The 648-nt window shown below is 72.1% G+C and carries 1 protein-coding gene; it reads right to left on the bottom strand.

The window, feature by feature from the left end; all coding sequences use genetic code 11:
• Positions 1-567, bottom strand: a 567-nt coding sequence (locus PUR71_RS08710) for an SDR family NAD(P)-dependent oxidoreductase (RefSeq protein ID WP_329925806.1), incomplete at its 3' end; no start/stop codon positions are given.
• Positions 568-648 lie beyond the last annotated feature (81 nt).

The following is a 648-nucleotide window of genomic DNA, read 5'->3' as shown; positions in this document are numbered from 1 at the left end:
GCCGAGGCCGGCGCCGACGTCCCAGAGGCCGTAGGCCATCGAGGTGGCCGGCAGGCCGATGGCGCGGCGGTGGGCGGCGAGGGCGTCGAGGAAGACGTTCGCCGCCGCGTAGTTGCCCTGACCGGCGGTCAGGACCAGGCCACCGGCCGAGGAGAAGAGCACGAACGCGCTCAGATCGAGGTGACCGGTCAGCTCGTGCAGGAACCACGCGCCATCGGCCTTCGGAGCCAGGACAGCGTCCATCCGGGCGGGCGTGAGCGCGCCGACCAGACCGTTGTCCCCGACACCGGCGGCATGGACCACGGCGGACAGACCCGGGATCGCCCCGATCAGAGCGGCCACCGCCTCGCGGTCGGCCATGTCACAGGCCCGGACCTCGACAGCGACAGCGCCGAGGGCGGACAGCTCCGCCACCAGCTCCACCGCACCCGGCGCCTCCAGACCGCGACGACTCGTCAGCACCAGGCTCCGCACACCACACTCCGAGGCCAGGTACCGGGCCACCACAGCCCCCAGACCACCCGTACCACCCGTGATCAACACCGTGTCACCCACACCGACCGGCATCCGACCCTCCGGCAGCGGAAGCCGGACCAGACGAGGAACATAAACGGATCCGCCCCGCACGGCCCACTCCGGCTCAGCGGT

Origin of the sequence: Streptomyces sp. SP17BM10 (assembly GCF_036322405.1) — a bacterium.
Taxonomy (GTDB): domain Bacteria; phylum Actinomycetota; class Actinomycetes; order Streptomycetales; family Streptomycetaceae; genus Kitasatospora.
Note: the sequence above shows the minus strand (reverse complement) of the source record. Positions and strands in the feature narration are given on the sequence as shown.